We start from the raw sequence: 25,138 nt of genomic DNA, 5'->3' as shown, positions 1-25,138 counted from the left end.
GGCATAGACCTTCTGGTCATGCCTTGCCTTTTGAATGACAAATTGTCGCCCTGGGTGGCGCGCAGCGTCAACTAGTTACGCGGTTTGGTAAAACCGCGTAACCCAATTAGAAACGGTTGCCGCGGAAGCCGCCGCCGTTGCGGCCGCCACGGTCGCCACCGCGACCGCCGCGGTCGTTACCGCGGTTGCCGCCAAAGCCGCCACGGTTGCCGCCGCGGTCGCCATAGCCACCACGGTTGCCGCCAAAGCCGCCGCGACCGCCACGGTCGCCGCCACGGTCACCAAAGCCGCCACGGCCGCCGCGATCGCCACCGCGACCGCCACGGTCACCGCCACGGCCACCGCGATCGCCAAAGCCGCCGCGACCGCCACGGTCACCGCCACGGCCACCGCGATCGTCACGACCGCCGCGAGGACCGCGGTCCTCGTCCAGGCCCATGGCGACGAGCGGAGCAATGACCTTATCGAGAGCGGCCATCAGCTCGGTGGCCTCCTCGTAAGAAAGCTCGGGCAGGAGCTTCTCCTTCTTGTTGGCAAGCTCGACCAGGCCCTCAGCGGCATCCTCGGCAGCGAAGACGACAATCTTGCGCATATCGCCCTCGGCGTCGTCGATTCGGCCGACCAGATCGGCAGCCTCGGCCTCGGCCATCAGGCCATCGAGCTCACGAAGGCGCATGCCCAGCAGGTCAGACATTTCCTTCTGCTCCATCTTGGGCTTGAGGTCAAGAAGCTTGATGGCGCGCTCGATGTTCGCCATGCGCTCGGCCTTGGCCTCCTCCTCCTTGGAAATAGCAAAGCGACGGCTACGCAGCAGGCGGGCGGCCTTCTGCATCTTGTCCATCAGCTCTTCGTCATCGTAATCAACGGCGGCCTCGACAACCTCGGCCTCCTCCTCGGCGGAAACCTCGTCAGCAGACTCAACCTCGGCAGCTTCGGTCTCCACGGTCTCGACTGCCTCGACCTCGGCAGCCACGGTCTCGTTCTCGGTCTCGTTCATGATCTCTTCGTTCTCAGACATGAGACTCCTTCTTGGCCCTCTCGGGCATCATCGCCCCATTCGCGGGGCCCGTCGCGCACTCTTTGCGCTTTAAACATTCATGCCTCTCGGCAAAACGTCCATTAGTTTATGGTGTCGCCATCCAATCTAGCTGCAGAATCTATGTGTACACATTAATGCGACATGTGTGACTCGCGACGAGCGTACACCAGCGACGCCACGAACCCGACCACGGCAATTACAGCCGCCACACGCACGGCAGCTGCAAATCCAATCGCCTGGGCAACGTCGGTCGCAACGCCAGCCGCACCGGCAGTCGCCGCAGAACTCGAGAGCAGACCGATAAACAGCGACGGGCCAAACGATGCGGCAATCATATTCCACGTGTTAAGCAATGCCGTTCCGTGAGGATGTTCAGCGGCGGGTAGCGTCTCCAAGCCGGCCGTTTGCGAGGGGCTCAGCACCAAACCGACTCCGGCATACACCACAACGGTCAGTGCCACGACGACGCCGATGTTCATGCTTGCCGCCGTCATCGAGATGGCAGTCTGCCCCACGGCAATCAGGGCAAAGCCGACCGGCAGCAGCGGCCATGCGCCGCGGGCGTCCATCACGCGTCCGCCCACAATCGAGGTCACGGCGTTGCAGGCAATTGCTGGCAAAATGAGCAGGCCCGCAACAAGTGCGGTCATGCCGTATGCGCCCTCAAAATAGAGCGGCAACAAAACGCTCATCGAGAACGTCGTCGTCATCGACACCACCACGAGCAGGCACGCAGGCCAAAAACGAACGCTCGCCATAGGACGCACGTTAAGCACCGGATGCTCGAGCTTAAGCTGGCGGGCCGCAAACAGGCCGAGCAGCACAATGGCAGCGAAAAGCGTCACGATGCCGGCAATCAGATTGGTCGAGAACTCGCCTACGGAATACACAAATGCCGTAATGCCGGCGGCGAGCAAAACAACCGACAGAATATCAAGCGTGGTGTTCAAGCGCTCTCCGACATTCTGAACGAGCTTTACGCCCGCCGCAGCGACCGCAATACCGCCCACCAGCGGCACTACGAACACCGCCCTCCAGCCAAATAACGTGCACATAAAACCGCTAATCACGGGTCCAAACGCCGGCCCTAGCGTAATGCAGGCGCCGCCCAGGCTCAGATACAGACCGAGCTTCTCGCGCGGGGCGCAAGACAGCACCACGTTCATCATGAGCGGGAACAAGATGCCCGATCCCGCAGCCTGCAAAATACGACTTGGCAGCAAAACGCTAAACGACGGAGCGACCAGGCACAGGACTTCGCCGGCGACCATGCATCCGCATGCGAAAAACAGCAGCTTGCGCGTCGAGAAACGGCCGGACAGGAAGGCCATGATGGCCGTAAAAATCGACGTCACGATCATGTAGCCCGAGACGAGCCACTGTGCCGTGGTGGCACTCACCGAAAAGGCCGCCATAATGTCGTGCAACGCCACGTTAATGATGTTCTCGTTAAACGCGGCAACAAAGGCTGCAATATACATTACGACGAGAATCGCCGCAGTGGCCGATGGCGTTACTTGAACTTGTTGCTGAGATTTGCTCCCCATGCATTTCCTTCCTCTTGGAACGACAGTCGCATCGCCCCAGAGGGACAGTCCAGGGCGAAAAATGAGCCCTAGACTTACGCCAGACGCCGTACACGACGAATCTGGCAACATGGTCCAACATCGAAAGATTGTAACGCGGACGCACAGCTTTCCTTCCGCGCTATTATTAAAAGTCCACGAAAGCATAAGACATGAGGAGCCCGCCATGATTAAACCCATCATGAAGTCCGAGTTCTTTTTGCGTCTGCCTTCCGAAGACGCGGGACCCGACGATGCCGCAACCGGGCAGGATCTCCTGGATACACTCCACGAGCATGAGCGCGAGTGCGTGGGCCTCGCCGCCAACATGATCGGCGTGCGCAAACGCATCATCTGCGTAAAGGACGGCAACAGGACACTCCTGATGTACAACCCTCAAATTCTTGAGCAGGTCAATGCCTATCAGACGAGCGAAGGATGCCTCTCGTTCGTCGGCGAGCGTCCCTGTACCCGTTATCGCCGCATTAAGGTTGAGTATTTGGACGAGGACTTCGTCCACCGCATCAAAAACTTCTCGGGCTACACCGCCGAGATCATCCAACACGAAATCGACCACTGCAACGGGATTGTTATTTAGTTCCGCCGTTCTACCGAACGGCGGACCACTTGACGCTGCGCGAGCCGCATTCACGCCAATCTGACGTTCAATTTCGAGGGCGCGACCAGAAGGTCAGCGCCCTCTCATTTCACGTCACCTTGGCGCAAATGCGGCTCGCTCGCTGTCGTATGTCTATCCTGCGACGCCTCGATTCTTGCGGCGGCAGGCACCTAATCCCCTACGATTGGCGGTAATGGTCAAAGAAGTCGGCGAGGTCTTCGAGGGACTCTTTGAGTACTTCCATGCGCGGCAGGTACACGATACGGAAGTGGTCGGGCTCAGCCCAGTTGAAGCCGCCGCCACGCGTGATCAGGATCTTCTTCTCGTGCAGCAGGTCAAGGGCGAACTGCTCGTCATCGGTGATGTTGAACTTCTTTACATCCATCTTGGGGAAGATGTAGAACGCCGCACGCGGCTTAACTACCGAGATGCCGTCAATCTTGCTGAGTGCCTCATACACAAAGTTGCGCTGCTCGTAGACACGGCCGCCGGGACGGATGTAATCGTTAACGGACTGATGGCCACCGAGTGCCGTCTGAACGATCGACTGAGCCGGCACGTTGGAGCACAGGCGCATGTTGGAAAGCATGTTGATGCCCATGATGAAGTCGCTCATGCAGCGCTGGTTGCCCGAGAGCACCATCCAGCCAATACGATAGCCCGCAATCATGTGCGACTTGGAAAGGCCACTAAAGGTGACACAGGGCAGATCGGGGGCGAGCGAGGCAATCGAGACGTGCTCGTAGCCGTCCATGCACAGGCGGTCGTAGATCTCATCGGCAAAGATCATCAGCTGATGCCTGCGTGCAATCTCGACGATGCCCTCGAGCACCTCGCGCGGATAGACAGAGCCCGTGGGGTTGTTGGGGTTGATGATGACGAGGGCTTTGGTCGCGCTCGTAATCTTGGACTCCATATCCTCTAGGTCGGGATACCAATCCGCCTGCTCATCGCACAGATAATGTACGGGATGACCGCCAGCAAGGGTAGCGCACGCCGTCCAGAGCGGATAGTCGGGGCTGGGGATCAGAATCTCGTCGCCATTGTCGAGCAGCGCGTTCATCGAAAGCTGAATGAGCTCGGACACGCCGTTGCCCGTGTAGATATGCTCCATCTGAACGTTGGGCAGGCCTTTGATCTGCGAATACTGCATGATCGCCTTGCGCGCGGAGAACAGGCCACGCGAGTTGGAATAGCCTTCGCAGTCGGGCAGCTGCTGGCGCATGTCCTTGATGACCTCATCGGGCGTGCGGAAACCGAAGGGCGCCGGGTTGCCGATATTGAGCTTGAGGATGCGCTCGCCCTCGTCCTCCATACGGGCGGCCTCGTCGACGACGGGACCGCGCACGTCATACAGGACGTTATCGAGCTTGGTGGATTTAGAAAAAGTACGCATGGTGGTGCTCCTTGCAATTTGAGCTGAGGGATGGGGTTCGGGCTTGGAATCGTTGCGGGGTGATGATGCCTCGCCTTGATCGGCGTCGCCGGCAAGCAGCCAGGTAACATCGACCTCCAAAATACGAGCGAGCAGCTCAGCCACATCGCGCCGCGGGATCGTCTTGCCGCTCACATATTGGCTCATCTGACTCTTGCCGAGTTTTTTGCCGAGCATCTCCGATGCGCGGATCACGTCCGACTGGCGAACGTCGCGATCGGACATAGCCTGTCGCAGGCGATCGCTAAACGTCTCTTGGGCCACAGGAACCTCCTCGCTGGCAAAGTTCAATTTATAGAACACGAATTGAACCGAGGTTCAATTTAGTAAGCAGTATAGCGCCGCGCCTCATTCGAAAGTTCAATTTCATAAGAAAACGTACCGAACTCCGAGGTTTGCCCAAAGCGGACAATGGCGTGTACGCGTTTAGAGGTATTCAAGGAATCGAGCGGCGGCAAGCGAAACGTCAGCCGTGCGATATATCGCATTGATCTGCCGATGGGGATGTCCCTCGAGCGAACGCACGGCAACATCGAACTGACAACGGCGCAAGATGAGCGCGGGAAGAATACTCACGCCCAGGCCGTCCTCGACCATGGCCATAATCGCATAGTCATCCCAGGTCGACAGCTTAGAGCGCACCGCCAGGCCCGCGCGGCGAAACAGCGGCGTAATCTCGTCGTCGCTACCGCGTTCCAGCAGGATAAACTGCTCGTTGGCCAAATCGGCAAGGGAAACGACCTCCGCGGTGGCAAGCGAGGAGTCCGCTGGCACCACGGCCATCAGCTCGTCTTGCACCAACGGTCGCGACGCCATGCCGGCGCCGCGTGGCTCGCGCGGAATAAAGCCCAGGTCGCAGCGGCCCTCTGCCACCCATTGTTCGATCTCTGAATAGTCGCCCATCAGCAACTCATAATCGACATCCGGATGATCGGCGCGAAAGCGCGCAATCACCGGCGGCAGCACGTGGGTCGCCACACTCGAAAACGTACCGATGCAGATTTTGCCGCGCATGAGTCCACGCATCTCATCCACCCGTCGCTGCAAGCGAGTGAATTCCTCGCAGAGCGCCTCGACAGCCGGCATGACCTGCCGCCCGTCGGCAGAAAGAGCCACGCCCTCGCGACTGCGGTCGAGCACCTTAAAACCCCAGTCGGCCTCAAGATCGGCCACCATACGGCTCACGCCCGGCTGCGAATAGCTCAGGCGCTCGGCAGCACGCGTAAAGCTTCCGGCGCGCACCGTCTCCAGCAGCACCTGCATCTTTTGAATATTCGTTTCCACGGCACCCTTCCACCTTTGCATGAGTTTTTGTCATGTTCTCCATGCATTATATTCGCTTTTCTTCTAGAGCCAGTTCACCCATAGTGAACATGCTCAGATATAGAGGGGATGTCAGCGCATGAACAACGGACTGTTTACGTACTTAGCAGCATTGCTATTGTTTGGCTCCAACGGCATCATCGCCGCCGCCATCGCGCTGCCGAGCTCCGATATCGTGCTACTGCGCACGTTTTTGGGCGCACTCTCGCTTGTCACCATCCTCGCCATCACCCAACGCCATAAGTTGCAGGCGCCATCTCGCCCCCGCGAAGCCGCGGCCCTCCTCCTCTCGGGAGCCGCGCTGGGCACCAGCTGGATTTTTCTGTTCCGCGCCTACCAGACGATCGGCGTCGGCGTATCCTCGCTGCTGTACTACTGCGGCCCCATCATCGTTATGGCGCTCTCCCCACTCATCTTTGGCGAAAAACTGACCGGCGGCAAAATCGCCGGGTTTATCGCCGTCGCCTGCGGCGCCTTCCTCATCGCGGCACAAGGTCTGGGCGGCAATATGCCCATTGCGGGTATCGCTTGCGGCATCGTCTCGGCCTTCTGCTACGCATTGATGGTCATCGCCAGCAAGGGCGCGCCACACATCGAAGGCCTCGAGAACTCCACGCTCCAGGTGAGCGCCGCCTTTGTGACCGCGCTGGTCCTCACGCTCATCACGCAGGGTGCTCCCTCATTCCTGCCCGCCGGCGTCGCCGCCAGTATTGATTGGCGCGCCGTCGTCATGCTCGGCGTCGTCAACACCGGCATCGGCTGCCTGCTCTACTTTAGTGCCGTCGCCAAACTGCCCGTGCAGACCGTCGCCGTCGTCGGCTACCTCGAGCCGCTTTCGGCCGTCGTGTTCTCGGCCGTCCTTTTGGGCGAAACCATAACACCGGTCCGCCTGATGGGCGCCGCGCTTATCATCGGCGGCGCGATTTTTTGCGAACTCGCCGGCAAGCGCGCAAGCGCCAAGGCTGGCATAGCCCAGACAGCACGTGCTTAAAAGCCCCTGTTTTGAAATGCTACCTACGTACATAAATAATCCCCAGCTGGGGATTATTGTCTAAAATAACCTGATGTGCCAAACTGCTCTTGTATGTATAAAGACGGCATAAAGATTATCTGTCCTAGACAGATAACCGGATGTCAAAGGGAGTCCACGTGGCACACAACAAACTGGAGGCAAGCCCCCAAGACCAGCGTGGTCAAGGCGGGCACGGAGCCATCCCCCTCTCCGCTGGCATGCTGCTCGTAACGCTCGGCGTCGTCTATGGCGACATCGGCACGAGCCCCATGTACACCATGAAATCAATCGTCGCCAACAACGGCGGCATCGGTACCGTCAGCGAGGACATGATCCTGGGCGCGCTTTCGCTCGTCATCTGGACCATGACGCTCGTGACCACGGTCAAGTACGTGGTAATCGCCATGAAGGCCGACAACCACAACGAAGGCGGCATCTTCGCCCTGTTTAGCCTGGTGCGCAAGGTGGCACCGTGGCTGATTCTCCCCGCCATGATCGGCGGTGCGGCGCTACTCGCCGACGGCATCCTCACCCCCGCTGTCACGGTCACCACAGCCATCGAGGGTCTGCGCACCATCGAGTGGGGCCACGCGCTGTTGGGTGACGGGCAAACTAACGTCATCATTATTACCATCATCATTATCTGCGGCCTGTTTGCCATGCAGCGCGCTGGCACCTCGTCAATCGGCAAGCTGTTCGGTCCGCTCATGACGCTGTGGTTCCTGTTCCTGGCAGGCGCCGGTCTGTTCAACATGCTCGGCAACCTGTCCATCTTGCGCGCGCTCAACCCCATCCGCGGCGTCATGTTTCTGTTCTCGCTCATCAACCACTCGGGCATCATGGTGCTCGGCTTCGTCTTCCTGTCGACGACCGGCGCCGAGGCGCTCTATTCAGACATGGGCCACGTGGGCAAGGCCAACATCTACGCATCCTGGCCGTTTGTTAAGGCGGCGCTTATCCTTAACTACCTGGGTCAGGGCGCTTGGCTGCTCGCAAACAATTCCAATCCCCAGATGCTCGCGATGGATATCGTCAACCCGTTCTATATGATGCTCCCTGAGCCCCTGCGCCCCTTTGCCATCGTGCTTTCGGCCGTGGCGGCCATCATTGCCTCGCAGGCGCTCATCACCGGCTCGTTCTCGCTGGTATCCGAGGCCACGCGCCTCAACCTTATGCCGCACCTGCGCATCCACTACCCCAGCGACACCAAGGGTCAGCTCTATATTCCGCTCGTCAACAACATCATGTGGGTCGGCTGCATCTTCATCGTGCTGCTGTTCCAGAACTCCGAGCGCATGGAGAGCGCCTATGGCCTCGCCATTACCGTGACCATGCTTATGACCACGACGCTTTTGACGAGCTATATCGTCGGCATTCTCAAGCACAGACTGAGCGCCTGCGTCTTCGCCCTGCTTTTTGGCGCCATTGAGCTGTGCTTCTTCGCTTCATGCCTCACCATGTTCTTTGACGGCGGCTACGTCATGATCTTCCTGGCCGCGCTGCTGTTTGGCCTTATGTATGTGTGGCGCCGCGGCACCGCCATCGAGCGCACGCAGACGATCCTGCTGCCCGTCTCCAAGTACATCGATCAGCTCAACCGCCTGCGCAACGACGAGACCTATCCCGTGCTCGCCGACAATCTGGTATTTCTCACCAACAGCCCCGACCCGCTCACACTCGACCGCGACGTGCTCTATTCCATCCTGGACAAGCACCCCAAGCGCGCCAAGGCATATTGGTTCATCAACGTGCACGTTACCGACGAACCCTATACGCACGAGTATTCCGTCGAGACCTTTGGCACGGACTTTTTGTTCCGCGTGCGCCTGGACCTGGGCTTTAAGGTCAACCAGCGCGTCAACGCCTATCTGCGTCAGATCGTTGGCGACCTGATGGCATCGGGCGAGCTGCCGCCGCAACATCACACCTACTCCATCTACGAGACGCGCGGCAACGTGGGCGATTTCCGCTTTTGTATGCTGCGCAAGATGCTTGCCCCCGAAACGGACATCAACCGCAATGACCACCGCGTGATGGCCATCAAGTACGCCGTCCGCCGCGCCTGCGGAAGCCCGGCACGCTGGTACGGTCTCGAGAACTCGGCCATCATCATCGAGTACGTACCGCTCTTTGCCCGCATGCGCCCGGCCGTCAAACTTGTGCGCACCCAGGTGCCGCTCGAAGTTCAGATCGAAGAGGCCGAGGAAATGGAGGTCGACATCTTCTCGGACGACTTGGTCAACGGCAACGAGGCCGGCAAGAGCATGAACGTCGATCCCACCGAGCTGCTCGAGAGCGTCGCCGATACGCCCGAACAGCAACTCGACGGACTCGAGAGCACCCAGTTCAACGACGCCAACTTCTAACACGCCACCAGCCATTGACGACAACGGCCTCGCATCTCATAAGAGGTGCGAGGCCGTTTTATGTCGCAACGGACCAGTGAGCTACGAACGACGCGGCTCGGGAACCACGAGCCTATCGGGGCTCGCGCCCTCGGCATCCATCAGGCTCACGTAGCGAATCGACGGATCCCCATACATCGCGTAGTAATAATTGCCCGTGCGCGCGCTAAAGCATCCGGTGTAGATAGTCTTCTCGAACTTGCCATCGCCCATCCTGGACGCTCCCTCGATCATCACCACGCCCTCGAGCGAGCGGAACATGCGAACGACGTTTTCGGTCTCGCTCTCCTTTTGTGGGTAATTGGCATTGAGGTACGCCGCCTTTACAAAACGGCTCGGCGAATAGCAATCGCCCGGAATGCCGCGCATGCCGGCACCGGCTCCATAGGGCTTAAGCTCGGCGCCACGCCATGTCGCCGTCTGCGGAAAATCGCTTGTGGCCGTGATATAGGTGCGCAGGTTTTCCATGTGCCACGGGAAAGTCGGCTGATTGGCAAGGGTGTCGACCGGATTGTCGTATACATGCAGGCCGTCAGCCATCATCTCGACCACGATGCTGCGTTGGCTGTCGCCGATAATCCAATGGAGCAGTGACACGCCCAGCCCCTCTCCGGCAGATTTGGCGACAATCACCGTGTCGCGCAGCGCGGCCTCGACCTCATCGACCGTCGAGAACGTCGCTGCCACCCACAGGGGAAACTCATAGGCCGCGATATTGTTCTTGCCGTCGACAGGGCCATCGGCATACTCGGCATAGCCGGGGAAGTTGAGCCCCGCCACAGCCAGACCCGCATCGTTACCGCAGTCGAAAAACATAGGGTAGTTCTCGTAATCGATGCACATGCCGATTACCGCGTGCGCCGCCGACGCATCGTCGATAAACGAATACGGAATGTGGAACCCGCGCGGCATCACGCGAACCTGTTGGCCGTAGTCAAAGCTCCAGTCGAGGTTGCGGCCTAGATACATGTGGCCAGAATTATCGGTAAATCGAATGCTCGTACACATAGCGCCTCCTAGCTTTACGTTCCTGCTAAGGTTATTGTCACCAAACAAAAAGGCGCTAAACACAAAAGCCCGGACATGACAACAATGTCACGCCCGGACCAAAAGAGACGAAGTGCGGTGCTTTGGTCCCCTTAGACCAACTTTCCTAGACAGTGGTCAATCATGTGTTGAATCATCTGCGCCTCGAAGCCCACAAAGTCCTGCTTGCGCTCGCGCATCTTGCCGTCGACGATCACGTCATAAGCGACCTTGCACTTGATATAGCGCGTGGACTTGGTGACCTCCTCGTGCGTCAGGCAGCTCTCCTCCATCTTGCTGGCGCCCAGGCCAAACACCAGACGGGGGTTGTAGAGCACGTGGGGCTCGCCGGCATCGTCCAGGTAGACGCAAACCTTCTTGGTAACGCCAATCTGGTTAGCGGCCAAGCAGCCGGCATCGTCGAGCGACTTGATGGTATCGATCAGGTCCTGAGCAACCGACTCGTCCTCGACAGTCGCAACCTCGCAACGCTGGGACAGGATAGCCTCGTCGTGGCAAAGCTCTTTAATCATACGTTCCTCCATAGGGGTCGTTGTAACCGCTTAAGTATACGGTACCTACACAATTTCATGCGAAAGATACCGCCCGTCCGTTACAAACCGCCGAACATCAACATGCGAGGAACACCAACTTCACAAAGGCGATATAGTGGGTGAGTTCGTGTCAATCGGCCTAAACTCGGGGCCGAACAAGGAAAGGGTATGCATGGACGAACTATTTCACGTCAGTGAGCGCAAGTCCACAATCGGGACCGAACTCCGCGCTGGACTGACAACATTCCTGGCGATGGCCTACATCATCGCCGTCAACCCCGCGGTGCTCTCGGGCGCCGGCATCGATGCGGGAGCGCTCGCCTGCGCCACCTGCCTGGGCGCCGGCATCATGACCATCTGCATGGGCATCTTCGCCAACCGCCCGCTCGCCTGCGCGTCGGGCTTAGGCGTCAACGCGATGATCGCTGGAATCGCCACCACCGTCTGCGGCGGTGACTGGCACGTGGCCATGAGCGTTATCTTCCTCGAGGGTATCGTCATCTTGCTGCTCGTGCTTTGTGGCCTGCGCGAGGCCATCATGGACGCCATCCCGGTTGTCCTGCGTCACGCCATCTCGGTGGGTCTGGGCCTGTTTATCGCCATGATTGGCCTGTGCGATGCCGGCATTATCACCGCTGGCGCCGGTACACTCGTCGGTCTGGGCGACATCACCTCCCCCACCTTCATCGTCGGCATCATCTCCATCCTGGTGACGGTCGCCCTCGCCTGCCGCAACGTCCCCGGCTCGCTGCTCATCGGCATCGTCGTCGCCGTCATCGCCGGTATCCCCCTAGGTGTGACCCAGGCTCCGACCGGTATCATCGCCCCGCTCGACTTCTCGAGCATCGGTGGCCCCATCGCCGACGCCGGCGGCGTGCCCGCCATCGTCAAGGTCCTTACCGACCCCGCGCTCCTCGTCATCTCGTTCTCGCTGCTCATGAGTGACTTCTTCGACACCATGGGCACCGCGATGGCCGTAGCCAAGCAGGGCGAGTTCCTCACCGACGACGGCAACGTCGAGAATATCAAGGAGATCCTAATCGTCGACTCCGCCGCCGCCGCTGTGGGCGGTTTCATGGGTGTCTCCTCCATCACCACCTTCGTCGAGTCCACTTCTGGCGCCGCCGACGGTGGCCGCACGGGCCTCACCTCCGTCACCACCGGCGTGCTGTTCATTCTCGCCGCGTTCTTCTCCCCCATCGTCACCATCGTTTCCAGCGCCGCCACCTGCGGTGCTCTGGTCTACGTCGGCTACCTCATGATGAGCGAGGCCTCCGAGATCGACTGGTCCGACGTGTCGCAGGGTTTCCCGGCGTTCATGATTGTCGCCGGCGTGCCCTTCACCTACTCCATCTCTGCCGGAATCGGCCTGGGCTTTATCGCCTACGTGATCGTCGCGCTCTTTAAGGGCGAGGCCTCCAAGATCAAGCCGCTCATGTGGATCGCAGCCCTTGCCTTCCTCGTCTACTTCTTTGTAGCGTAGCGGCAAAGCTGCCAAAGCAGAACACCAAAGCGCGGAGTCGCATCGAGCGGCTCCGCGCTTTTCTTTTAAAGCCAGGCAACGCACGGACGCGCGATGTATTGCTTCCCAAGTTTTGGACATTTTGCCCTCCAAACGGCACTACCGCCGGCTTCATCCTGCAGATATGCTGGGCGTAATCGCATAGGCCCTATGAGGATGGGAGTAACCATGGCCGCCTTGTTCACGACCCCCAAGCGCAATGACAAAACCTCTGGAGCCCATTTTGTCGAGCCCGACGTGCGCCGTCGCACGCTGCTCGCACACGGCAGCTGGCGCCGCGTGACGCGCCGCATCGTTGTAGGCGCCGTATGCGCGCTTACGGTGAGCTCGCTGCTCATGCCGAGCGTCTCGCTCGCGGCCGAGTGGGTCAACGTCGGCGGCACTCAGTACAACACTGCAGCAGGCGACGAGGCCGGCACCTGGGCCTGGGACGGCGCCGACGATATGAAGCTCAACGGCTATAACGGCGGCGCGATCGAGGCAGCGGGCAAGCTCAACGTGAGCTACGAGGGCGACAACATCGTCACTAACGGCGACGGCCGCGGCATCAAGGTTAAGGATGGCGCGAACGAGAACGCCGAGCTTAATATTCAGGGCGACGCGTCCAGCACGCTCAACGTGACATCTTCTCGTGACGCCATCACTTCCGTCGGCAGCATCAACATCGACGGCGCTGGCACTGTCAACGCCACGAGCACCGAGCACGATGCCATCGATGCCGGGGGCGATGTCACCATCAAGGGCTCGGGAAACGTTAACGCCACGGGCGATTCGGATGGCATCAGGGCCGACGGCAACATCACGATCGACAACAGCGGAACCGTCACCGCCAAGGCCACCGAGGATCAGGGTATCGATGCTAACGAGAACCTCATCATAAAGGGCGGCGGCAAGGTAGAGGCAAGCTCTATCAAAGACAATGCGATTTGGGCCGACGGCAACATCGAGATCTCGGGTGGCAGCCAGGTCAAGGCAAGCTCCGAGGAAGACGCCGCCATCGACGGTAAAAACAGCCTCACGGTCACGAACGCTTCCCTCAACGCAAGTGGCGTTGGGTATGGCATCTATGTCTACAAGGGCATCACGTTCGATGGCGCAACCGTAACGGTCCGTGCAAGCGCAGGGAACGATGAAGCCAGCGCCCTCTTCACCGACGAGGACGACATCGTCATCAAGAACGGCTCGATCGTGGATGCGTTCGCAGAAGGCCAGTTCTCGACCGCAATCTCCACCAGAAACTACTACCCCAACGAAGCGGGTGGTCACATCTACATTAGTGACTCCGTTGTCAAGGCTATAGCCCGCTATGTCGAGTCCGGTAGCGACGGCCCCGATCACTACAGCAACGACCAAAGCGGCGCGGTCATTCCCGAGCATAGGGGTGTGAACATCGGCATCTTTGCCCGGACCAAGGAGGGCATCACGCCCGCGACCATCTCGATTGTCCGCAGTAAGGTCACAGCTGAGGGAGACACGGCGGCAATCTTCGCCCTTGCCGTGAGCGCGGACGGCGAGACAATCGGCACCATCGAGATCGAAGGCGCTCCCATACAGACGCCCACAGGCGGCAAGATCATTGGCTATCGCAACAAGGAAGAACTCGATGACGGCATCTTCTACGTGGTGGGTCAAACCATCGGCACGGGCGACACCACGATCGACTCCCCCTATAACGAAGCTGTCGCCAAGAGCACGGTCATCATGCCTCCCGAGGAGATCAAACCCGAGGAGAAGCCCGGCGAGACCAAGCCCGAGGGTTCCAAGTCCGAGGGCACGAAGACGACCAAGACCGTTGCAGTTGCAGCCACGGGAGCCAAGACCACCGGCAAGCTCGCGGCAACCGGCGACGCCTCGAACGCAGCCATCGTGGCAGCCGCCCTTGCGGGAACAGCCGCCATCGCCGCGGGCGCCGTGGTGAGCCGCAAGCGCTCGTAAACACTTTTTCGCACGGGACGGGTGGATCGCGGCCCTTGCCTTCCTCGTCTACTTCTTCGTAGCGTAAGGGCAAGGCTGCAAAAGCTGAACAATAAAGCGCGGAGTCGCCATGCGGCCCCGCGCTTTTCTTTTAGCGCCGGTCCCTGCGCCGGCGTGCGGCCTATTTCTCCCCAATTTTGGCCATTTTGCCCTCCAAACGGCACTACCGCCGGCAACATCCAGCAGATACGCTGAATCTAGTCGTATAGGCCCTATGAGAACGGGAGCAACCATGGCAGCCTTGTTCACGACCCCCAAACGCAATGACACTACCGCCGGAACCCATGTTGCCGAACCCGACGTTCGCCATCGCATAGGACTCGCGCACGGCAGCTGGCGCCGCGTGACGCGCCGCATCGTCGTGGGCGCCGTGTGCGCGCTCACGGTGAGCTCGCTGCTCATGCCGAGCGTCTCGCTCGCAGCGGAATGGGTCAAGGTCGGCGGCAACAAGTACAACACCGCGGCGAGCGACGAGGCCGGTACCTGGTCGTGGGACGGCGCCGACGACTTGAAGCTCAACAACTATAACGGCGGCGAGATCCAGGCCGCAGGCAAGCTCAACGTGAATTACTCGGGGACCAACATCGTCACTGCCGAATGGATCGAAAGCATCAACGTTTCTCATGGCACTAACGAGAATGCCGAGCTCAATATCCAAGGCGACGAGGGCGGCACGCTCAGCGTGACATCTACTGAGGACGCTATCCTCTCCACGGGTAATATCAACATCGACGGAGCCGGATCCGTCAACGCCACGAGCACTGGGTTTGATGCCATCAATGCCGGAGGTGATCTCGCTATCAAAGGTTCGGGCAACGTCAACGCCACGGGTGCATCGGATGGCATCAGGGCAAACGGCAATATCACGATTGACGACAGCGGAGCCGTCACCGCCAGGGCTACCAAGGACAAGGGTATTGGAGCCGACAAGAACCTCACCATCAAGGGTGGCGGGACGGTCGAGGCAAGCTCAGCCGATGGTGAGGCCCTTTGGAGCGGCGGCAATATCAACATCTCGGACGGCAGCCAGGTCAAGGCAAGCTCCGAGAAAGACGCTGCCGTCGAGGCCAAGGGCAGCCTCGCAGCCACAAACGCCTCCCTCAACGTAAACGGTGTTGAATATGGCGTCTATGCCCACAAGGGCATCACCCTCGATCATGCAAACGTGACGGTCCGTGCAAGTAAAGGCAGATACGGTGGCGCCAACGCCCTCTTCACCTACCAGGACGACATCGTCGTCAAGAACGGCTCCACCGTGGACGCGTTTGCGGAAGGCGAGGTTTCGGCTGCATTCTCCACCAGAAACGATCGACCCAACGAGAAGGGCGGCCACATCTACATCAGCGACTCCGTTGTCAAGGCCATAGCCCGCTATGTCGAGAACGGCGACGGCCCCATCCCCTACAGCGAAAACCAAGATGGCGAGACGAGGCGCGAACCCCAAGGCGAGAACATCGGCATCATCGCCCAGACCAGCGAGGGCGTCACACCCGCAGCCATTTCGATCATCCGCAGCAAGGTAACGGCCGAAGGAGATACAGCGGCAATCTTTGCCCGTGCCATGAGCGCTGACGGCAAGACAATCGGCACCATCAAGATTGAGAACGCCGCCATCCAGACGTCCGAAGGCGGCAAGGTCATTGACTATCGCAAGCTCCGTGACGGCATCTACGAGGCAGGCCAAGCCATCGGCACGGGCGACGCCACGGTCGACTCCCTCTATATCAAAGCAGTCGCCAAAAGTACGACCATCGCACCTCCCGAGGTAGCCAAGCCGGAAGACCCCAAGCCCGACGAGACCAAGCCCGCAGAAAGCAAGCCCGCGGAGTCCAAGCAGAACCCCAAGCCTGAGGGCTCAAAGCCGACCAAGGCCGTTGCGGCTTCAACCACGAAAGCCAAGACTACCGGCGTGCTCGCGGCAACCGGCGACACCTCGGGTGCGGCCATCGTGGCAACCGTCCTTGCGGGAACAGCCGCTATCGCCGCAGGCACCATGGCGAGCCGTAAGCGTTCTTAGACGCCTCTGCGCACATGGCAGCTCCCGCGAAGGCCCCGAGCCCGAGCACCGTTTAACGACGCCATCGCCGAGCTCCCCTCCGGCGGTGGCGTTTTCCTGTTCGCACTCGCGCGGTGCGCATGCGATTGTTCTTAATGCAGCCCAACCTGTATGTGCCAGCGTGCGACAATTGGGGCTGCCGATATCACAACGCTGAGAGAAGCCCGTCATGGAAGCGCATCAAAAGCAGATAACCGTTTATTCGAATCATACGGAAAGCGCGCCTGTCATCTACCTTCCTGTGGTCGTGGGCGACGGCAGCGAGGTTTATAAGTGTTGCCGAGAGCTCGACTGTCCGCCATTCGCCCTCGTCACCATTGGCGGGCTCGATTGGAATCGCGAGCTGAGTCCCTGGGAATGCGACGGGACCGTGCGCGATGCCGAGCCCTTTGGCGGACAGGCGTCCGAATTTCTCGATGAACTTCTGAACCGAATAATCCCAAAAGTCGAATCATCGCTCCCACAGCCACCTGTTTGGCGTGGCATTGCCGGTTATTCGCTGGCAGGCCTATTTTCGCTTTGGTCCCTCTGGCAAACCGACGCCTTTGACCGCGCCGCGAGCGCATCGGGGTCGCTATGGTTTCCCGACTTTGTCGACCGTGCCAGCACGGCCCCTTTTGCCGGCAGCCCGCAAGCCGTCTACCTGTCACTCGGCAAAAAGGAAACCAAGACGCCCAACCGCATGATGCGGCATGTACTCGACGACACACGCGCGATGGAAGCGTTGCTCGTCGAGCGCGGCATTCCAACAACGCTGGAGCTCAACCCCGGCAATCACTTTGCCCAAACCGACTTACGCATGGCCCGCGGCATCCACTGGATACTGACACATTAAAAATGGTGCCCACACGCATATACGCATGGGCACCATATCTTGTTTTAGCTGAACGCAGCTGCTACTCAGCAGCCTCCTCAAGCTCGGAGACATCAAACTCAAAGTCGTTACCCGGCAGGATGGCGTTGAGCACAATGCCCACCAGTGAGCCCACGGCAATGCCGGACAGCGAAATCGTCACGCCGCCGAGCTCCAACACGATGGCGCCGGCGGTGCTGTACGCGATGCCGAGCGAAAGCACGAGCACCAGCGCGGCAACCAGCACGTTGCGGTTGTTCTGGAAATCGACCTGGTTCTCGATGAGGTTGCGGACGCCCACAGCGCTGATCATGCCGTAGAGCACGAGCGACACACCGCCGATCACACACGCCGGCATGGCCGCAATGACAGCCGCGAACTTGGGGCAGAACGAAAGCACGATGGCGCAACACGCGGCAATTCGAATTACGCGCGGGTCGAACACGCGCGTCAGGGCGAGCACGCCGGTGTTCTCACCATACGTAGTGTTGGCCGGAGCGCCAAAGAGCGAAGCCAGAATCGTGGCAAGGCCGTCGCCGAGCAGCGTGCGATGCAGACCGGGATCGGCAATGTAGTTGCACTCGCAAGTCGAACCGATAGCAGAGATATCGCCGATATGCTCGATCATGGTCGCGAAGGCCAGCGGCATGATGGTGATGATGGCCGTCGTGGCAAGACCGCTATCGAACTGCGGCCCAAAGAGTGCAAACACGGTGTTGTCCCACACGATGGGCAGACCGACCCACGGAGCGGCGGCAACGCCCGAGAAATCAACCTCGCCGAGCGCAGCCGCAACGGCATAGCTCACCACAACGCCCAGCAAAATCGGCACGATCTTGACCATGCCACGGCCCCAGATGTTGCAGATGACGATAACGGCAACGCCAATGACAGCCACAAGCCAGTTGGTCTGGCAGTTAGCAATAGCGGAACTTGCCAGGATCAAGCCGATGGAAATGACGATGGGGCCAGTCACCACCGGCGGAAAGAAACGCATGACACGCTTGGCGCCAAACGCGCGGAAGAGCGCCGCCAGCACCGGATAGAGCAGACCGGCACAAGCTACGCCCAGGCAGGCGTAGGGCAAAAGCTCGGTCTCGCCGTTGGGCGCGATTGCGGCATAACCGGCAATAAAGGCAAACGATGAGCCCAAAAATGCCGGCACCTTACCGCGCGACAGGAAGTGGAACAGCAGCGTGCCCAAGCCGGCAAACAAAAGCGTTGCCGATACCGAGAGGCCGGTGAGCACGGGCACCAGCACGGTGGCGCCAAACATGGCAAACAGGTGCTGTAGGCCGAGCAGAAACATGCGCGGGCGGCCGAGCGACGATGCGTCGTAGATGGCATCGCTGACGGCGGGCGTCGAGGACTGGGACATGGATGTCCTTTCGAATGGAAGGGCGATCAGGCATATCGGATAACCTGCCCGAACGATACGATCCGAACCATTGTACGCGATACACTATGCCTCGCACGCGCCGCCACCTGCAAACACTAGCGCTATTTCCAAACGCGCTCGGCAATGCGCTTGACCAGCGCGATCTTTGCCCATTGCTCATCCTCGGTCAGCTTGTTGCCAATCTCGCAGCTGGCAAAGCCGCACTGAGGCGACAGATACAGGTTCTCGAGCGGCACGTACTTTGCGGCTTCACGGATGCGCTCGACGATAACATCCTCGTTCTCGAGCTCTGCCGCCTTGGTGGTTACCAAGCCCAGCACGACCTTCTTGCCCGGGGCAACGTACTTGAGCGGCTCAAAACCGCCGGCGCGCGGCGTATCGAACTCCAGGTAAAATGCATCGACATCCTCGTTTGCGAACAGGTACGGCGCGATGGGGTCATAGCCGCCCTCGAAGGCATAGGTGGAGTGGTAGTTGCCGCGGCACACATGCGTGTTGATGACCAGATCGTCGGGCTTGTCCGCGATGGCGGCATTGTTGAGCGCCACGCCCAGCTCGCTTACCTTTTGCAGGTCGACCGGGCTCATGCCGGTTTTGGCGACAAAATCGGTGTCGCAGTAGATGCCCCAGGTGCAGTCATCAAACTGGATGTTGCGGCAGCCTGCTGCGTACAGGTCGGCGATCACCGTGCGATAAGCGGCTGCGATGGCGTCGGCAAGTTCCTCATCGGTCTTATAGACAGCGCGCAGGCTCTCCTGCTGGCCGTCGCAGCGGTCGAGCGTGACTTCGGAGAACGTCTGGATCGGCGCCGGAATGGTTTGCCGCGCGACCTGGCCCTCCCCCTCGAGCACCTTGACAAATTTAAAGTGTTCGACGAACGGATGGTTCTCGCCGCTAATGGGGCCGGTTACCACGGCGGTGTCGGCTGTGGTCTCCTCGTCGTGGAACATATAACCCGTACGCGAGGTACGGCGTTCAATGCCGTTAAGGCCCCACATAAAATCGAGGTGCCAGTAGCTGCGGCGAAACTCACCATCGGTGATGACCTGCAGGCCGGCGGCCTTCTGCTTTGCCACCAAATCGCGAATGGCATCGTCCTCGACGGCCTTAAGGCCGTCGTCATCAAGCGTGCCCGCGGCGTAGGCGGCACGGGCGTCCTTCACGGCCTGAGGACGAAGAAAACTGCCGACGATATCGGCGCGAAACGGCGCGTTCGGTTGAATCGAAGTGCTCATAGATATCTCCCTTTGAATTGGTTGCTTTACTGGGACAGAGTATGAGCGCTCCTATGGCCATCGTATAATATATGTTTATAACAGTTTGATATAGATGCTTCCTATATCAGTTTGGGCTGCCTTAAAGAGATTTGACCTGTGCAGAACGCAGCAGCCTAGATATGTTGGCGGATCGCGTCGATATAGGCCCGACCGTAGCGCGTGAGCGTCGTATTTTTGCGCGTGATGATGCCGATCTCCATGTACTCGTCCACATCGAGCGGAATGGAGATAATACCCGGCCCGTTGAGCTCGTGGCTGATCACGCCCGAACACACCGTGTAGCCGTTGAGGCCCATGGCCAGGTTGAACAGCGTCGCGCGATCGCGCACGCGGATGTTCTTGCGGCGCTCAAACGTCGAGGTCAGTTCCTCGGAATAGTAAAACGAGTTGTAGCTGCCCTGCTCGTAGGACAGGAAGGGATAGTCCTCCAGGTCCTCGAGCGTCACGCTGGAGCGGCCCGCCAGCGGATGGTCGGCGCACACAAAAACGTGCGGCGTGGCGCAGAAGAGCTCTTCGAACACGAGCTCGTTGGCCGCCAGCATGCGCTCGATGACCTCGCGATTGTGCTCGGACAAGTACAAGATGCCTAGTTCGCTTTTCATATGCGCGACGTCCTCGATAATCTCGTGAGTCTGCTCCTCGCGCAGGGTAAAGTCGTAGCGCGCGGCATCGAACTCACGGATCACATCGACAAACGCGTTGACGGCAAAGGAATAATGCTGGCAGCTCACACTAAAGTGCGGCACCTGCTCGGACTCGCCCTTGTACTTGCCTTCGAGCAGATCCGCCTGGTCGAGCACCTGGCGCGCGTAGCCCAAGAAGGTCTCGCCCTCCTCGGACACAATGACACCCTTGTTGGTGCGCTCAAAGATGTGCACACCCATCTCGTTTTCGAGATCGCGGATCGACGCAGTAATCGAAGGCTGCGACACAAAAAGCCGGCGCGAGGCCTCGGTGATGCTGCCGCATTCGGCAACTTTGACGACATACCTGAGCTGCTGAAGCTTCATAGCTTTCTCCCTAGACGTTCGTGACGTCGAAACCCGTCGCATCCATCTGACGCATAAACGGCGGCATCTCCCCCGTCGCGGCACAGGCGGCAATCTGATGCAGAGCCCCGGCAACCGCATCGTCTGCCGCAGCGCCGATATGCCAGCGCGCGGCAGCCGTGACAGCCTCGTTGGCATTGGCGACTGCAACGGAGTTGGGAACGGCATCGATCATGGGCAGATCGTTATCGGAATCACCGAACACGGCCACCTCGTCGGGCGTCAGGCCCAAAGCGCGCGCCAGCTCCAGCGCAGCGCAGCCCTTGTCCCAACCGGCCGGAAGGATGTCAAACAGGCGCACGCGGTTGTTGGGAAACACAAGCGAGAGCTCCGGCACCTCGGCGGCAACGCGCTCGCGTAGCTCCACGAGCTCCTCACGTGAACGGGCACTCCAAATATTCGCCTTAAACACCGGGGCATCATCGACAACAGGACGGCACGGGGCCTCTTCGCCCTTGAGCCACGCGTTGCCGCCCGACTCCATGGCGCGGCGTACGCGCTCGGGGTCGTTCGTCACGCAATAGGCATCGTTATCCCAAAAGTCATCACCCAGGCTGTAGACCTTCAGATACGTATCGTCGGTCTCTTGCTCGAGGTAATCGGCCAGACGCGTCAGGGCATCGTTGTCGGTCGCATGCGAGGCCACCGCCTCGCCGTCCACAAACATGACCTGGCCGTTGCAGAACGCGCCGGTCGAGAAGCACTCGACGCAATTGCGGAACATCCAGCCCATCGCGGACGGCTGGCGACCCGAAACCGGGCCAAAGTGCAGACCCGCCGCCTGCATGGCATGAATGCCCTCGATGGCGTAGTCGCTGGCGCCGTCATGCCCGGCTGGAATCAGCGTATCGTCCATATCGGTCAGCACAAGTTTAATCATAAGGCCCCCATTCGTATCGGTCCTACCTATTGTAACGACCTGCCAAAATAAACCTGTCCCTTTTTGGCAGGTGCGCTAGTATAGGGAACAACAGATTCGATGCGGGAGTGCCGGCGGTGCAAACCACAAGGCTGAGAGGGCATGGGGCCCAATCCTTTGAACCTGTCAGTTAATGCTGGCGTAGGGAGCATGCCGCCTTTACAGGGGCGCTGTCTATGCACAGCGCCCCTTTTCTATGCCAAGGAGGCATGTGCAGTGATTGATTCGGAACAGCTTAAGCAGCATATGGTCAAGGCCGTGGAGGAGATTCGCGCCACCAATCCGATGGCCGGCTCCATCACCAACACGGTGACGATCGACTTTGTCGCCAACGCACAGCTCGCCGTGGGCGGATCGGCCGCCATGGTCTATCTGCCCGACGAAGGCGAGGCACTCGTTGCCGGCGGCGGCGCCATCTATCTCAACATGGGCACGCTCTTCCCCATCTACGAGCAGACGATTCCCCGAGCGGCCAAGGCGGCACACGACGCCGGCAAGCCCTGGGTGCTCGATCCGGTGGGCCTGGGCATCGGTAGCCTGCGCACCCAGCTGGTAAACGAGCTCAAGCAGTACAAGCCCGCCATCGTGCGCGGCAATGCCTCCGAGATCATTGCGCTCGCCGGCCTGTGGGGTCTTGAGGGCGAGGCGGCCGATCTGAGCCGCGTACGCGGCGTCGATACCACCGACACGGTCGACGCCGCCCGCGATGCCGCCGTGGCGCTCGCCCGCTACACCGGCGGCGCCGTGGTCGTCTCGGGCGAAGTCGACCTGATTACCGACGGCACGACCGTGGCCAAGTCCCACGGCGGCAGCCCGCTCATGTCCAAGATCACCGGCTGCGGCTGCTCGCAGGGCGGCGTGCTGGCCGTGTACGCCTGCGCCGCCGACCCGTTTACGGCAGCCGTCTGCGGCACCGCCGTCTACAACGTTGCCGGCACGCGTGCCGCCGCCGTCGCCGATGCCCCGGCAAGCTTTAAGGTCGCCTTTATCGACGAGCTCTACCGCGCGACCGCCCAGGACATCGCCGATAACCAACTCGAGCTCGAGGAGGCATAAGCCATGTCCGAGCCTGCAACCAATGCCGGCATGAACACACTCGTCGCCGTGGCCATCGCCCCGTGCGGCACCGGCGATGAACTGTCCGCCGAGGTCGCCGAGGTCGTGCGCGTCATTCGCGAGAGCGGCCTTCCCAACCGCACCACCTCGATGTTCACCGAGATCGAGGGTGACTGGGACGAGGTCATGCAGGTCGTGCGCGACGCAACCTTTGTATTGGCGAGCAAGGGCATCCGCACCGAAGTCGTGCTCAAAGCCGATATTCGACCCGGATTTACCGACACCATGACCGGCAAGCTCGAGCGCATGGAAGCACAGATCAAAAAGCAGGAGGAAGCACGATGAGCATCCGCGACAACCTTGATATCTCGGCCTATCTGGTACTCGGCCCCGAAAACACGCTCGGGCGTCCCGTGGGCGATGTGGTGGCCCAGGCGCTCGACGCAGGCTTTACCTGCATCCAGGTGCGCTCCAAGGTGGCAAGTGCCCGCGAGATCATCGCGCTGACGGGCGACGCCGCGCAGGCAATCGCACAGGCCGGCAAGACCGGTCAGGTCGCCCTGCTGATCGACGACCGCCTGGACTGCGTACTCGCCGCGCGCGAGCAGGGCATCGCTGTCGACGGCGTGCACGTTGGCCAGAGCGATATTCCCGTCGAGGTCTGCCGCAAACTTTTGGGCCCCGATGCCATTGTGGGCCTTTCGGCCCGTTGCGAGGAGATGCTCGAGTACGTCAAGACCGCCGACATGAGCCTGGTCGACTACCTGGGCATCGGCCCGCTCCACGAGACCGAGACCAAGCGCGACTGCGGACGCGCGGCCGACGGCTCTATCATCACCAAGAGCTTTGAGGACTTGGCCGCACTCCACGCGGCAAGCCCCGTGCCCATCGTGGTGGGCGGCGGCGTCAAGACGGCCGACCTGCCACAGCTCAAGGCCACCGGCGTCGATGGCTTCTTTGTGGTGAGCGCCGTCTGCAGTGCCGACGACCCCTACGCCGCCGCCAAGGAGCTCGTCGATACCTGGCAGCAGGCATAGGCTCAAGCCGAGCAGCCGATTCGCAGCCTCATATCTTCAGCGATGGAAAGCGCATCCCAGTTTGGACCTCCATTCCGGGATGCGCTTCCCGCCGAGATGGCGGCAGCAGCCTCTACCCTGCCAGATATGTCTCCAGTGCCGGCAAGGTTGCCTCCGCATCGCGGCGGCCGATCTGATAGATGCGTTCGAGTTCATCGGGCTCGCGGCACAGCGACGGTACCTTCACCGATTCGCTCGGCCGCACCACAAAGATTTCGCCGGCAGCCTCGCGACGTGCTAAGTCATCGAGCGTGGCATTGTAGACCTCATGCCGATGCTCAAGCGCTGCGACAAACTCCGGGTAGTGACGGAACACGCGCCGCAGCATGGGCATCACGCTGTTGGGCTGCTTCACAAAGCCCGCCGGCTGCGTGAGTACCACGATGTTTCGGTCATACCCCTGCGCAAACAGCCATGCGCTGGGAATAGAATCAGCCACGCCACCATCCAGATACTTATGTCCGTCAATAGCAACGGGACGCGTCGCCACAGGAATAGCCGACGACGCCCGGATCCACTCGATATCGCGCTCATCGCCATAAGGCAGGTCGTGATAGACGGCCTTGCCCGTCTCGATATCGGTACACACGCACGTAAACCGCATGGGGCAGGCGCGATATGCCTCCAGGTCGATGGGATCGCGCTCGATGGGCACCTCATGATAGGCAAAATCGGCATTGAACATGTCTCCAGTCCGCAGCCAGCTTGCTACACCCGCATAGCGCTTATCGGCACAATATGCCTTGTTGTAGCGAATGGCGCGTCCAATCTGCCGCGATTTAAAGTTGTAGCCAAACGCCGCGCCCGCCGAGACACCCACCATATGGTCGCAGGTCAAACCGTGCTCCATCCAAACGTCGAGCACGCCCGCCGTATACATACCGCGGTAGCCGCCTCCTTCGAGCGCCAGCCCCACCGTGCGCATCATATTTGACTGTGCCATGCGACCATCTCCGTCCCCGCAAATTCAAACGGAACA

21 protein-coding genes and 1 riboswitch are annotated in these 25,138 nt (G+C 60.2%); of the genes, 10 read left to right on the top strand and 11 right to left on the bottom strand.

Annotated features, from left to right (window positions below; translation table 11 throughout):
• Window positions 1-106: 106 nt before the first annotated feature.
• Window positions 107-1,018 carry a hypothetical protein gene (locus I2D41_RS06705; RefSeq protein ID WP_195363977.1) on the bottom strand — a complete coding sequence of 304 codons (912 nt, stop codon included), beginning with the start codon at window positions 1,016-1,018 and terminating at the stop codon, window positions 107-109.
• A 152-nt stretch (window positions 1,019-1,170) separates the two neighbouring features.
• On the bottom strand, window positions 1,171-2,586 hold the full coding sequence (locus tag I2D41_RS06700) for an MFS transporter (protein WP_195363976.1): 1,416 nt from the start codon (window positions 2,584-2,586) through the stop codon (window positions 1,171-1,173).
• A 205-nt stretch (window positions 2,587-2,791) separates the two neighbouring features.
• Between I2D41_RS06700 and I2D41_RS06695 the strand changes: the two genes are divergently transcribed.
• A complete protein-coding gene (locus tag I2D41_RS06695; RefSeq protein ID WP_195363975.1) occupies window positions 2,792-3,202 on the top strand; it encodes a peptide deformylase in 411 nt (136 codons plus the stop codon).
• 199 nt (window positions 3,203-3,401) lie between these two features.
• On the opposite strand, the gene I2D41_RS06690 is transcribed toward I2D41_RS06695, so the two are convergent.
• A complete protein-coding gene (locus I2D41_RS06690) occupies window positions 3,402-4,883 on the bottom strand; it encodes an aminotransferase class I/II-fold pyridoxal phosphate-dependent enzyme (RefSeq protein WP_271741670.1) in 1,482 nt (493 codons plus the stop codon).
• 201 nt (window positions 4,884-5,084) lie between these two features.
• Entirely contained in the window at window positions 5,085-5,942 is an 858-nt protein-coding gene (locus tag I2D41_RS06685) for a LysR family transcriptional regulator (protein WP_271741669.1), read from the bottom strand.
• Between the two features lie 118 nt (window positions 5,943-6,060).
• Here I2D41_RS06685 and I2D41_RS06680 point away from each other — a divergent pair, with 118 nt between their 5' ends.
• Together I2D41_RS06680 and I2D41_RS06675 are read left to right on the top strand one after the other, a co-directional pair.
• The gene (locus I2D41_RS06680; protein WP_195363973.1) at window positions 6,061-6,972 is read left to right on the top strand and encodes a DMT family transporter; all 912 of its coding nucleotides are present in this window, start codon (window positions 6,061-6,063) and stop codon (window positions 6,970-6,972) included.
• Between the two features lie 140 nt (window positions 6,973-7,112).
• Complete coding sequence (locus tag I2D41_RS06675; RefSeq protein WP_195363972.1) at window positions 7,113-9,359, top strand: KUP/HAK/KT family potassium transporter; 2,247 nt, start codon at window positions 7,113-7,115, stop codon at window positions 9,357-9,359.
• Between the two features lie 81 nt (window positions 9,360-9,440).
• Here I2D41_RS06675 and bsh read toward each other — a convergent pair whose 3' ends face one another.
• Window positions 9,441-10,406: a choloylglycine hydrolase gene (gene bsh, locus I2D41_RS06670; protein ID WP_195363971.1), complete on the bottom strand. Its 966-nt coding sequence runs from the start codon at window positions 10,404-10,406 to the stop codon at window positions 9,441-9,443.
• A 131-nt stretch (window positions 10,407-10,537) separates the two neighbouring features.
• Entirely contained in the window at window positions 10,538-10,957 is a 420-nt protein-coding gene (locus I2D41_RS06665) for a peptide deformylase (protein ID WP_117746174.1), read from the bottom strand.
• 193 nt (window positions 10,958-11,150) lie between these two features.
• Here I2D41_RS06665 and I2D41_RS06660 point away from each other — a divergent pair, with 193 nt between their 5' ends.
• From I2D41_RS06660 to I2D41_RS06645, 4 genes are all read left to right on the top strand, one after another.
• The gene (locus tag I2D41_RS06660; protein WP_138341126.1) at window positions 11,151-12,461 is read left to right on the top strand and encodes an NCS2 family permease; all 1,311 of its coding nucleotides are present in this window, start codon (window positions 11,151-11,153) and stop codon (window positions 12,459-12,461) included.
• A 207-nt stretch (window positions 12,462-12,668) separates the two neighbouring features.
• Window positions 12,669-14,435, top strand: coding sequence for an LPXTG cell wall anchor domain-containing protein (locus tag I2D41_RS06655; protein ID WP_195363970.1), 1,767 nt, complete (start codon window positions 12,669-12,671; stop codon window positions 14,433-14,435).
• 271 nt (window positions 14,436-14,706) lie between these two features.
• A complete protein-coding gene (locus I2D41_RS06650; RefSeq protein ID WP_195363969.1) occupies window positions 14,707-16,491 on the top strand; it encodes a carbohydrate-binding domain-containing protein in 1,785 nt (594 codons plus the stop codon).
• A 208-nt stretch (window positions 16,492-16,699) separates the two neighbouring features.
• Window positions 16,700-17,365 (top strand): alpha/beta hydrolase, encoded by a 666-nt coding sequence (locus tag I2D41_RS06645; RefSeq protein WP_195363968.1) that lies wholly within the window; start codon window positions 16,700-16,702, stop codon window positions 17,363-17,365.
• A gap of 61 nt (window positions 17,366-17,426) precedes the next feature.
• Here I2D41_RS06645 and I2D41_RS06640 read toward each other — a convergent pair whose 3' ends face one another.
• From I2D41_RS06640 to I2D41_RS06625, 4 genes are all read right to left on the bottom strand, one after another.
• A complete protein-coding gene (locus tag I2D41_RS06640) occupies window positions 17,427-18,761 on the bottom strand; it encodes a uracil-xanthine permease family protein (protein ID WP_195363967.1) in 1,335 nt (444 codons plus the stop codon).
• A 122-nt stretch (window positions 18,762-18,883) separates the two neighbouring features.
• On the bottom strand, window positions 18,884-20,017 hold the full coding sequence (locus tag I2D41_RS06635) for a 5-methyltetrahydropteroyltriglutamate--homocysteine S-methyltransferase (RefSeq protein ID WP_118081344.1): 1,134 nt from the start codon (window positions 20,015-20,017) through the stop codon (window positions 18,884-18,886).
• A 155-nt stretch (window positions 20,018-20,172) separates the two neighbouring features.
• A complete protein-coding gene (locus tag I2D41_RS06630) occupies window positions 20,173-21,069 on the bottom strand; it encodes a LysR family transcriptional regulator (RefSeq protein WP_118081346.1) in 897 nt (298 codons plus the stop codon).
• Between the two features lie 10 nt (window positions 21,070-21,079).
• Window positions 21,080-21,988, bottom strand: coding sequence for an HAD-IIB family hydrolase (locus tag I2D41_RS06625; RefSeq protein WP_118081348.1), 909 nt, complete (start codon window positions 21,986-21,988; stop codon window positions 21,080-21,082).
• A 93-nt stretch (window positions 21,989-22,081) separates the two neighbouring features.
• Window positions 22,082-22,192: riboswitch (TPP riboswitch) on the top strand.
• 51 nt (window positions 22,193-22,243) lie between these two features.
• On the opposite strand from I2D41_RS06625, the gene thiM reads away from it, so the two are divergent.
• Genes thiM through I2D41_RS06610 form a run of 3 tightly spaced genes read left to right on the top strand, consistent with a single transcriptional unit; the run spans window position 22,244 to window position 24,120 of the window.
• Window positions 22,244-23,083 carry a hydroxyethylthiazole kinase gene (thiM, locus tag I2D41_RS06620; protein ID WP_271741668.1) on the top strand — a complete coding sequence of 280 codons (840 nt, stop codon included), beginning with the start codon at window positions 22,244-22,246 and terminating at the stop codon, window positions 23,081-23,083.
• Window positions 23,084-23,086: 3 nt separating this feature from the next.
• Entirely contained in the window at window positions 23,087-23,428 is a 342-nt protein-coding gene (locus I2D41_RS06615) for a thiamine-binding protein (RefSeq protein WP_225093307.1), read from the top strand.
• A complete protein-coding gene (locus I2D41_RS06610; RefSeq protein WP_006234517.1) occupies window positions 23,425-24,120 on the top strand; it encodes a thiamine phosphate synthase in 696 nt (231 codons plus the stop codon). Before I2D41_RS06615 ends, I2D41_RS06610 begins: the two co-directional genes overlap by 4 nt.
• Window positions 24,121-24,232: 112 nt before the next feature.
• Here I2D41_RS06610 and I2D41_RS06605 read toward each other — a convergent pair whose 3' ends face one another.
• Window positions 24,233-25,102, bottom strand: a complete 870-nt coding sequence (locus I2D41_RS06605) for a patatin-like phospholipase family protein (RefSeq protein ID WP_195363966.1) — start codon at window positions 25,100-25,102, stop codon at window positions 24,233-24,235.
• Between the last annotated feature and the right edge of the window lie 36 nt (window positions 25,103-25,138).

It is taken from the genome of Collinsella aerofaciens (assembly GCF_015552075.1).
In the GTDB taxonomy this organism is placed as follows: Bacteria; Actinomycetota; Coriobacteriia; order Coriobacteriales; family Coriobacteriaceae; genus Collinsella; species Collinsella aerofaciens_Y.
This window is presented reverse-complemented; position numbering and strand designations above follow the sequence as displayed.